The organism is Aeromonas sp. R7-2, assembly GCF_040908105.1.
Lineage (GTDB): Bacteria > Pseudomonadota > Gammaproteobacteria > Enterobacterales > Aeromonadaceae > Aeromonas > Aeromonas caviae.
In genome coordinates, this window is the sequence record NZ_JBFODC010000024.1 from 161,283 (window position 1) to 171,805 (window position 10,523).

The following is a 10,523-nucleotide window of genomic DNA, read 5'->3' on the forward strand; positions in this document are numbered from 1 at the left end:
CAATTCTACCGAAAAGCGCGCGCCAAGGCATGAAAAACAAGCCCCTGCTGTTCGAGGGTGGATAAGGGGGACCCGCCCCCTCCCCCTCAGCGCGAGGGTTGGGTCAGCGCCAACAGCATGCCGAATCCCACCAGCAGACCGCCAAAGATCCGATCGATCCAGTGACGCACCGCCAGCAGACGAGCCCGCACCGACGGGGTGGAGAAGAAGAGCGCCACCGCACCGAACCAGAGGGCGTGCGCCAGCGCGATGAAGGCGCCATAGCCGATCTGGACCGCCAGCGGCGTCTGCGGCTGCACCACCTGCATGAAGAGGCTGACGATGAAGATGGTGGTCTTGGGATTGAGCACATTGGTCAGAAATCCGGTGCGCAGCGCACCCAGACTGGAGAGGGCAGGCTGACAGATGCTCTCTTCATCGGCAGCCGGTTTGGCCCGCAGCATCTTGATGCCGAGGAAGATGAGATAGGCGGCCCCTGCCAGCTTGATGAGGTTGAACAGCCAGAGGGATTGCTGGATCAGCAGGCCCACCCCCAGCAGGGTGTAGGCCACGTGCACGCAGACCCCGGCCGCGATGCCGATCGCCGTCAGCACGCCGGTGCGGCGCGAGAGCAGCAGGCTGTTACGCGACACCATGGCAAAGTCGGGCCCGGGGCTGATGACGGCAAAGAGAGTAATGGCGACAACGGCTAACAGTTCGGTCATGAAAATAGTCCTGATTAGAGGGGATATCGGCTATTTTATTTGCCAACAACACCAATAACGAACGATGATTTCTGACATGAATGGTGAAAAAAACTCACAAAAAGACCTCTCGCTTCCCTCCCTCACCGCCCTGCGCTGTTTCGAGGTGGCTGCCCGCACCGAGCATTTCGGCCGCGCCGCCGACGAACTGCACCTCACCCATGGCGCCATCAGCCGGGCGGTACGACTGCTCGAGGAGGATCTGGGGGTCATGCTGTTCGAGCGGCGCCAGCGCCGGGTCTTTCTGACCGACGCGGGTGAACGGTTCTATCAGGCGGTCAGAGAGGGGCTGGGCAGCATCCGCCAGACAGCGCAGGCCCTGCGCCAGCAGAGCCGCCCTCAATCACTGGTGCTCTCCTGCGAACCCACCCTCCTGATGCGCTGGCTGATCCCGCGCTGGCCCGCCTTCCAGGCCCTGCACCCGGAGCTGGACGTACACCTGATGGCGGGCGGCGGCGCCCTCAGCTTTGGCAGCGGCATCGATCTCGCCATCCGGCGCAACGACTTTCACTGGCCTGCCGAGCTCTACAACCAGTTGCTGTTCGAGGAGCGGACCGGCCCTGTTTGCCCGCCGGGCAAGGTGGCGCACTTTTTTGAATCCAGGGGGGATGTGCAGGCCCTCAGGCCAACGGCCCCCCGTCTGCACACCAAGACCCGTCCGGGCGCCTGGTTGGAGTGGCAGCAGCACGCAGGCATGTCCGCCGACGAGGAGGTGCCGGGTCAGACCTTCGAGCACTTCTATTTCAGCCTGCAGGCGGCAGTCGCCGGGCTGGGAGTCGCCATCGGCCCCTACCGCCAGGTGTGCGACGATATCGAGGCCGGCCTGCTGGTGGCACCGCTCGGCTTCGTCCCCGACGGCACCGGCTATCACCTGCTCGCCCCCGCCCCTCCCGAACCCGGCAGCCCCCACGACATCCTGGTGAACTGGCTGCACAGCCTGGTGGGCGCGGCCTAGCCCTGGGCGGTGCGCCCGGCGGCGACCTGTATCTCTCCCGCCGTCAGCTCCCGGCAGAACTGGCGTATCGGCATGGGGCGGGCAAACAGGTATCCCTGCAGATACTGGACCCCCTTGCCTCTCAGATAGGCGGCCTGCTGCTCCGTCTCTACCCCTTCGGCCACTAGGGACAACCCCAGCCGTCCCCCAAGGTCGATGACGTTGTCCACGATGTGCTCGGAGAGGGACTCCGTCCCGATACGGCCGATAAAGGAGCGGTCGATCTTGAGATAGTCCACGTGGAATTGCTGCAGATAGATGAGGCTGGAGTGGCCGGTGCCAAAGTCATCGATGGCGAGCTGCACCCCCATCTCGTCGAGCTGGCGAAACAGGGAGAGGGTCTGCGGGCTGGTCACCAGCAGCTCCCGCTCCGTGAGCTCCAGCACCAGCACCACCCGTCCCGGAACGAAATGGCCGAGGAAGTCGCGGCACTCCGCCACCAGGGAGAGGTCCCGGCAGTGGATGGCACTGATGTTGAAGCTGATGTGAAATGCCTCGGGCAACTGCTCCTGTACCGGGTGGAGTGTCTTGGCCACCGTCTTCATCAGGTTGACCGTCATGGGCACGATCAGGCCAGACTCTTCCGCCTGGGGGATGAAGAGATCGGGGCGGATCAGCCCCTCGGTGGCATGTTGCCAGCGCATCAGTACCTCGGCTCCCACCATCTTGCCGCCCTTGCTGGCGATCAGCGGTTGCAGATAGGGGACAAACTCCCTGGCTCGCAGCCCGCGTCTCAGCTCGTCCGTCAGGGCCCCCGGCCGCCCAAGCAGCCACCACACCAGCAGTGAGAGCACCAGCGAACTGGCTCCCAGCCAGATCAGCTGCAGATGGCGAGCCTCCCACAGGGCACGCCAGTAGATCGGCATGGCATAACCGGCGTGGATGGTGAAGGGGTAACGCTGGGAGGCGAGTATCAGGGCAAACTTGCTGTGCAGTTTCGGCGGATCGCTTTGGAAGTGGCCGGACTCATCGAGCCAGGCGGACCCCACCTGCAAGAACAGCTCGCTGGGATCGCTGCTCAGGGTGAGCATGAAACTGAGCTGGCTGCTGTCAATGGCGCTCAGTGCCGCATCACGCCCCCGCTCCTGACGCACCACCAGCAAGGGGTGATTCTTGCGCACCAGGTTACCGCTCATCAGCAGCAACTTGCGATCCGTGTAGCGGGAGCCGTCATCCACTTCCCTGGCAGGCCCGAACAGCGAGGTGCAGTTGATGATCCCCTGTCGCACCAGATTGATGGAGCGCAGGAACGGCTCCAGCGCCACCCGCTTGCGCAGCAGCAACAGGTTGTCGCTGCAGGAGCGACCGGCCAGCGGCAATACCTCGAGGTTGGCCCGCTCGGCCTGATCCAGCATGCGCTCCAGCAAGGTTCTGGCCTTGCTGGCTGACGCACTGGCATCGTTTTTCAGCTCCTGCTCGTAGCTGTCATGCACCATCCACCCTCCCACCACCAGGGGCAGGGCCAACACCAGCAGGGCACAACCAAGGCGCCACTTCATGCGGGCCAGATCAATCCGGAACAGAAACATAGCAACCACGCCGCAATGCGCGGGCCCGCTTCGCAGGTACCGCGGTATAAAAATGCCCACCAGGAAGCGGTGGGGCCATCATGGCCAGACAACGAAAGCGCAACGCGCGTACCAGGCAAATCGACGACGCCGTTGCTGGGCATGGCGGGTCATTATCGCGCAGCCCCCTGAAATGGAAAATGCCGCGTCGAGACGCGGCATTGTTATTTTCAGTGGTCAGACCGGCGAGTCTCAGACCGCTTGCTGCAGGATCACCGCATCGGCCTTCTTGGTGTAGGAGGCGATCTCGTTGAAGTTCAGGTAGCGGTAGGTGTCGGCCGCAGTGGCGTCCAGGGTCTTGGCGTACTGCAGATACTCTTCCACGGTCGGGATCTTGCCGATGATGGCGGCAACCGCGGCCAGCTCCGCAGAAGCCAGATAGACGTTGGCACCCTTGCCCAGACGGTTCGGGAAGTTGCGGGTGGAGGTGGAGACCACGGAGGCCCCTTCCGCCACGCGCGCCTGGTTGCCCATACAGAGGGAACAGCCGGGTATTTCGATGCGAGCACCGACCCGACCAAAGATGCCGTAGTAGCCCTCTTCGGTCAGCTGATCCTTGTCCATCTTGGTGGGGGGGGCGATCCACATGCGGGTCGGCAGCTCGCCCTGATACTTCTCGAGCAGTTTGCCAGCGGCGCGGAAGTGGCCGATGTTGGTCATGCAGGAACCGATGAACACCTCGTCAATCTTGTCACCTGCCACGTCGCTCAGCAGACGGGCGTCGTCCGGATCGTTCGGCGCACACAGGATCGGCTCCTTGATGGTGGCCAGATCGATCTCGATGATTTCGGCGTACTCGGCATCCTTGTCCGCTTCCATCAGTACCGGGTTGGCCAGCCACTCTTCCATCCCCTTGATGCGGCGGGTGATGGTGCGCACGTCGCCGTAGCCTTCAGAGAGCATCCACTTCAGCATCACGATGTTGGACTTCAGATACTCGATGATCGGCTCTTTATCCAGCTTGATGGTGCAACCGGCGGCGGAACGCTCGGCGCTGGCGTCCGCCAGCTCGAATGCCTGCTCCACCTTCAGGGTTGGCAGACCTTCGATCTCGAGGATACGGCCGGAGAAGATGTTCTTCTTGCCCGCTTTCTCGACGGTCAGCAGCCCTTTCTGGATGGCGGCATAGGGGATGGCATGGACCAGGTCACGCAGGGTGATACCCGGTTGCAGCTCGCCCTTGAAGCGCACCAGCACGGATTCCGGCATGTCCAGCGGCATCACGCCGGTGGCGGCGGCGAAGGCCACCAGACCGGAGCCCGCCGGGAAGGAAATCCCGATGGGGAAACGGGTGTGGGAGTCACCACCGGTACCCACGGTATCCGGCAGCAGCATGCGGTTCAGCCAGGAGTGGATGACGCCGTCACCCGGACGCAAGCTCACACCGCCGCGGTTCATGATGAAGTCCGGCAGGGTGTGGTGAGTCTGTACGTCGATGGGCTTGGGGTAGGCCGCGGTGTGGCAGAAGGACTGCATGGTCAGATCGGCGGAGAAACCGAGGCAGGCGAGATCTTTGAGCTCGTCGCGGGTCATGGGGCCCGTGGTGTCCTGGGAGCCGACCGTGGTCATCTTGGGTTCGCAGTAGGTGCCCGGGCGAATGCCCTTCACGCCGCACGCCTTGCCCACCATCTTCTGAGCCAGGGTGAAGCCCTTGCCGGTGTCGGCAACAGGCTGCGGACGACGGAACACGGTGGAGAACGGCAGACCCAGCGCTTCGCGGGCCTTGTCGGTCAGGCCGCGGCCGATGATCAGCGGAATGCGGCCACCGGCGCGCACTTCATCGATCAGCACCTCGGTCTTCAGTTCGAACCGGGCCAGCACCTCGTCGGTGCCGTGGCGGGTGATCTTGCCCTCATAGGGGAAGATGTCGATGACATCGCCCATTTCCAGCTTGGAGACGTCCACTTCGATGGGCAGGGCGCCGGCATCTTCCATGGTGTTGAAGAAGATGGGGGCAATCTTGCCACCGAGGCAGACGCCGCCGGCACGCTTGTTCGGCACGAACGGAATGTCGTCGCCCATGAACCAGAGCACGGAGTTGGTGGCGGATTTACGGGAAGAGCCGGTACCGACCACGTCACCCACGTAAGCCAGCGGGAAGCCCTGCTCTTTCAGGGAATCAATGGTCTTGATGGGGCCGATGACGCCATCCTTGTCCGGGGTGATGCCGGGACGGGCGTTCTTCAGCATCGCCAGGGCGTGCAGCGGAATGTCCGGGCGGGACCAGGCGTCCGGCGCCGGCGACAGATCGTCGGTGTTGGTTTCGCCGGTCACCTTGAACACGGTGACGGTGATCTTCTCGGCCAGGGCCGGGCGGTTCAGGAACCACTCGGCGTCAGCCCAGGATTGCAGCACCTGCTTGGCGTGGGCATTGCCCGCCTTGGCCTTCTCTTCCACGTCGTGGAAGGAGTCGAACATCAGCAGGGTGTGAGAGAGGCCCTTGGCGGCAAGAGGAGCCAGGGTCGCATCGTCCAGCAGGTCGATCAGCGGCTGAATGTTGTAACCACCCTGCATGGTACCGAGCAGCTCGACGGCTTCGGCGGCAGTCAGGATGGGGGAATGGGCCTCGCCCTTGGCGACGGCGGTGAGGAAGCCGGCTTTCACATAGGCCGCTTCATCAACACCCGGGGGAATGCGGGAGGACAACAGTTCTTTCAGAAAGTCCTGTTCGCCGGCGGGCGGATTCTTGATCAGCTCAACCAGGGCGGCGACCTGCTCTGCGTCCAGAGGTTTGGCGACCACGCCTTCGGCGGCACGTTCTGCGACGTGTTTACGGTATGTTTCAAGCACGACTAATTCCTCTTTGGTCTTTTTTTTGGGGTTCGCCCAAGCTCGCGGCGATCGTCCTTGCGGGACACCCGTAGGGTGCCCCCCACTATATAAGTTTTAACGACTAATTAAAATCCAAACCCTGTGCAGTTATTCATCAAACCAGCATAACCATATAAACCCATTAGGTTTTTTTAGAGTGACAAACCGCCCACCCAAGGTGAGTTAACAAAAAGGCAGCATTTCGCCCTTATTGGAACGTAGTGCCCAATTGCAGATAGAACATGTCGTGTCCCCCCTCCGCCACGCCATAGCCGAGGAAGATGGGACCGAGGAAACTCTCCACCCCCATATAGAGGGAACCCGAGGTATAGGAGGATTCGATGCTGATGTCCTCTCCCTTGTCCCAGACCCCCCCTTGCTCGAGGGAGCCCCCGAGGAACAGGGGCGCCTTGAAGGCACCGAAGTCATTGTCCGCCACCCGGTAGATGTAGCGCAGCCCGCCGAACAGGCTGTAGCGACCGCTCAACTGGTAATGCTGGAAGCCGGACATGCGGAACAGCCCGCCCAGATCCTGCACGAACAGCGGTACCGTCTCCTGGGAGCTTGAGCCGCCCCCTTCCAGCATCAGGTTGAGGCTGTGCCTGTCCCAGGACCAGGGCTTGATCATCACCAGCCGGTAATTCACCCCCTCGGCCTGCTCGGAGGGCGCGTCCGCGGGATCGAGATCGACGTAGGAGTAGCCCCCCTTGATGTCCCAGTAGACCCCCTGATAGGGGAAGTAGCGGCTGTCGAGGGTGTCGTGCTCGAAGCGGATGTAGGGGCCCCAGGCGGAGGCATCGGCATCCGCGTTGGTGAGGTTCTGGATCTCCACGCTGCCGATCTTGCCCTCCAGTCCAAGGGAGAAGCGACTCCAGGGCTGGCGATTCCAGCCGACGGCAAGATCCACGCTGGTGAAGCTGTACTCGGAGTCCAGATAGCTGACCCCGGACGAGGACCTGCTCTCTTCCGGGAAGAAGACGCGTCGCTGGGTCTTGTCGTAGGCCAGGCTCGTCTCTCCGAAGTAGGTCTGGGAGGGCTCCAGCGGGGTGTAGAAGTCGGTCTTGAGGTGCTTGGCGGTCCCGAGGGACGCCTCGGTCAGCCACTCGCCTCCCCAGTCGTTGACGTTGGTCAGGGTGTAGGACATGCCGACGTTGTAGTTGGAGCTGCTCTCGAAGTCATCAGAGAAACCGAGCTGGAAGTTGAGATAACCCGGCCCCCAGTTCTTCTCGCTGGCGTCCACCACCAGCACGTTCTCCCCGTCCCGCTCCTCCACCTCGTAGGTGATGCGATCGAACGACTCCAGGGCGTAGAGGCGACGGATCCCCGCCTCCAGGCTCTCGTAGGTCTGCACCTTGTCCGGACGCACGTTCAGCATGGCCCGCACCGTGTCGTCGGAGAGGCGCGACTTGTTGATGATCTCCACCTTGTCGATGTAGTAGGCGGGCTGGCCGCTGCGCTCGGCGCGCCGGCTCAGCTTGCCGTTGCGATAGTCGGCGTAGGCGGCGGGCGAGAGAGAGAGCGCATCGAGCCGGGCCGCTGCACTGTTGGCGACCGCCTCCCCGATCTTGATCCCCTCCGGCATCAGGGCGAAGTCGGCGATCCCCATGTTGCCGAACTCGGGGGTCAGCAGGATGTCCCTGGGGCCCAGCAGCGCCTTCTGCTTTTCGGTCCCCACCTGGGTCATGTAGGTGGTGAGCTGATCGATCATGGCCAATCCCGACTTGAGGGACTCCCGGGTACGCAGCTTGGCGCTGATGTCCACCGCGATCACCACGTCGGCCCCCATGGCCTTGGCCACGTCCACCGGCATGTTGTTGACCGTGCCACCATCGGCCAGGATGCGGCCGTCCCACTCCACCGGCTTGAGGGCACCGGGAATGGACATGGAGGCCTGCATTGCCTTGGCGAGGCTGCCGTGATCCAGCACGAAGGGGGTCACCGTCTCCATGTCGGTCGCCACCGCGCGATAGGGGATAGGCAGGTTGTCGAAGCTCTTTTGCGCCGGCAGGTTGGAGGTGGCGTGGCGCAGCAGGCTGGCCATGGACTGTCCCTGGAAGAAGCCGTCCGGCAGCTGGGTCTGGTCACCGTTGACCCCGATGTCGGTGCGCAGCTGGTACTTCTCGGTCTGCTGCTTCTTGCGCAGGGAGAGCTCGTCGCGCCCCACCTTGTCCTGATAGCCCTTGTTCCAGTCGATGGCCAGCGTCGTGCGCTCCACCTCCTCGGCGCTGAGCCCCATGGCATACATGCCCGCCACATAGGAGCCCATGCTGGTCCCGACGATGATGTCCACCGGGATGTGCTTTGCCTCCAGCACCTTGAGCACCCCGATATGGGCCGACCCCTTGGCACCGCCGCCGCTCAGTACCAGGGCGATCCTCGGACGATCCATCTTGGTTGCCCCCGGGTTTCTGGCCGAAGGCGCGGGATCATTGGCTCCGGCCGCCGCCATGAACGGCAGGGTCGCCAGCAGGAGCACGAGCAGGTGGGTCCATCCCCGATGAAAGATGCGCATATGAGAGTCCATAAATCCGGTGCGAGTCGAGCGGGCAGGCCGCCAGTCAGGTGCAGCCTACTATAAGTGCAAGCACTTTAACCGCAAGCCGGGGTGCTGGCGAGGGGTCGCCCCGCTTGCGACGATGTCTCGGCAAAATCGGGCGCCAATCCAGCCCAATCCGGGTGTGAGCGCAAACGTTAATCGACAATAAAGGCCCCCGCCGCCTCAAGAGCGCACCAAATCAGCCGCTATTATGAGTTCAACCCTGGTTCACACTTCCGAGTCACCCTTATGTTCGCAAGCCTGACACTGAAACAGAAAATTCTGGCCACCGTCATCCTCGCCGTGGCCCTCTCCTGCCTGCTGGTGGGCTATTTCAGCCAGCGTTCTGCCCAGCAGCTGATCGAGAACCGCATGTTCGAGCAGGAGCTGCCCAACCTGACCCAGCGCATCGGCAAGGAGATCGAGAAGGATCTCACCTCGGTCGCCAATGCCGCCAGACAGCTTGCCAACGACCGCTTCGTGCTGGACTGGGTCGAGCGCGGCATGCCCAAGGAGCAGGAGTCCATCCTCATCAACCAGCTCAAGGACATGACGAGCCAGTATGGTCTGGTCACCGCCTCCTTCGCCGATCGTCAGAGTGCCGCCTACTACAACCAGGACGGTTTTCTGCGCATCCTGAACCACGAGCAGGACAACTGGTTCTATGACTACACCAAGAGCCGCCAGGATCTGATGCTCAGCATCTTTCGGGAGAGCAACGGCGAGGTGAAACTGTTCGTCAACTTCCAGCAACTCGACGGACGCGGCCTCGCCGGCCTCGCCAAATCCCTCGACAGCATGGTCAGCATGCTCGCCAACTTCCGTATCGGCGACAGCGGCTTCGTCTTCATGACAGACGGCAGCGGCAAGGTGAAGCTGCACCCCGACGCCGCCCGCATCGATCGGGACAACCTGACCCAGCTGGCCAGCGGCAGCAGCACCAACCTGCTCAACAAGCAGCCCTTTGCCGCCACCCATGCCGAGGTCGACGGCCAGCCCGTGATCCTGGCCAGCAGCTACATCCCCCTGCTCGACTGGTATCTGGTGGCCCAGGTGCCGGAGGCCGAAATTTATGCCGAACTGGACAGAGCGCGCCTGCACATGGTGCTGGTCAGCCTGGCCATCGCCGTCGGCATGGGGCTGCTCGGCGTTCTCCTGGCGGGCTCCGTGAGCCGCCCCCTCAACGAACTGGCCCGCCTGTTCCGCGAACTCGGCAGCGGTGATGGCGACCTCACCCATCGCCTCAAGGTCGATGGCCGTGACGAACTGGCCCAGGTGGCGACCGGCTTCAACAACTTTGTCGCCAAGATCCACGGCTCCATCGAACAGGTGGCGAGCAACTCCCGCCAGCTCGCCGCCACCGCCAACGAGGTGGCAGCCAAAGCCCAGCTCACCCAGCACAACTGCACCGCCCAGCGGGATCGCACCGTCCAGGTCGCCACCGCCATCCACGAGATGGGAGCCACCGTCAGCGAGATCGCCGGCAATGCGTCTCTCGCCGCCGACGTCGCCAAGCAGGCCAACGAGCAGGCCGATGCGGGGGCCCAGGTCGTCGCCCAGGCCCGTCACGGCATCGTCGGCCTCTCCGGTGAAATCGAACAGGTCGCCGGGGTCATCGAGTCCCTGGCGAGCCAGACCGACTCCATCGGCAGCATCCTCGACACCATCCGCAGCATCTCGGAGCAGACCAACCTGCTGGCCCTCAACGCCGCCATCGAGGCCGCCCGTGCCGGCGAGCAGGGCCGTGGCTTCGCCGTGGTGGCCGACGAGGTGCGCAACCTCGCCAGCCGCTCCGCCGCCTCCACCGCCGAGATCCAGGGCATGATCAACAGCCTCCAGGAGCAGAGCGCCCGCGCCGTCAGCGCCATGGC

General features: G+C 63.3%; 6 protein-coding genes. 2 read left to right on the forward strand and 4 right to left on the reverse strand.

Translation table 11 applies throughout. The features are described 5' to 3' along the window. Positions 1-86: 86 nt before the first annotated feature. Positions 87-704, reverse strand: a complete 618-nt coding sequence (locus tag AB5Y47_RS10415) for a LysE family transporter (protein WP_045522141.1) — start codon at positions 702-704, stop codon at positions 87-89. Between the two features lie 76 nt (positions 705-780). Here AB5Y47_RS10415 and AB5Y47_RS10420 point away from each other — a divergent pair, with 76 nt between their 5' ends. Next, on the forward strand, positions 781-1,698 hold the full coding sequence (locus AB5Y47_RS10420) for a LysR family transcriptional regulator (RefSeq protein ID WP_045522142.1): 918 nt from the start codon (positions 781-783) through the stop codon (positions 1,696-1,698). Here the strand turns inward: AB5Y47_RS10420 and AB5Y47_RS10425 are convergent. The 3 genes from AB5Y47_RS10425 to AB5Y47_RS10435 form a co-directional block, all read right to left on the reverse strand. Further along, entirely contained in the window at positions 1,695-3,266 is a 1,572-nt protein-coding gene (locus AB5Y47_RS10425; protein WP_041211776.1) for a cyclic diguanylate phosphodiesterase, read from the reverse strand. The genes AB5Y47_RS10420 and AB5Y47_RS10425 overlap by 4 nt on opposite strands. A 231-nt stretch (positions 3,267-3,497) precedes the next feature. Further along, positions 3,498-6,095, reverse strand: coding sequence for a bifunctional aconitate hydratase 2/2-methylisocitrate dehydratase (acnB, locus tag AB5Y47_RS10430; protein WP_049636528.1), 2,598 nt, complete (start codon positions 6,093-6,095; stop codon positions 3,498-3,500). A 229-nt stretch (positions 6,096-6,324) separates the two neighbouring features. Next, positions 6,325-8,628, reverse strand: a complete 2,304-nt coding sequence (locus tag AB5Y47_RS10435; RefSeq protein ID WP_049636529.1) for a patatin-like phospholipase family protein — start codon at positions 8,626-8,628, stop codon at positions 6,325-6,327. A 273-nt stretch (positions 8,629-8,901) separates the two neighbouring features. Here AB5Y47_RS10435 and AB5Y47_RS10440 point away from each other — a divergent pair. Next, on the forward strand, positions 8,902-10,523 hold a 1,622-nt coding region (locus tag AB5Y47_RS10440), incomplete at its 3' end, for a methyl-accepting chemotaxis protein (protein WP_368176074.1).

Coding starts and splice junctions, on each gene's coding strand:
- AB5Y47_RS10415 (WP_045522141.1), bottom strand. CDS start 704: ATGACCGAACTGTTAGCCGTTGTCGCCATTACTCTCTTTGCCGTCATC.
- AB5Y47_RS10420 (WP_045522142.1), top strand. CDS start 781: ATGAATGGTGAAAAAAACTCACAAAAAGACCTCTCGCTTCCCTCCCTC.
- AB5Y47_RS10425 (WP_041211776.1), bottom strand. CDS start 3,266: ATGTTTCTGTTCCGGATTGATCTGGCCCGCATGAAGTGGCGCCTTGGT.
- AB5Y47_RS10435 (WP_049636529.1), bottom strand. CDS start 8,628: ATGCGCATCTTTCATCGGGGATGGACCCACCTGCTCGTGCTCCTGCTG.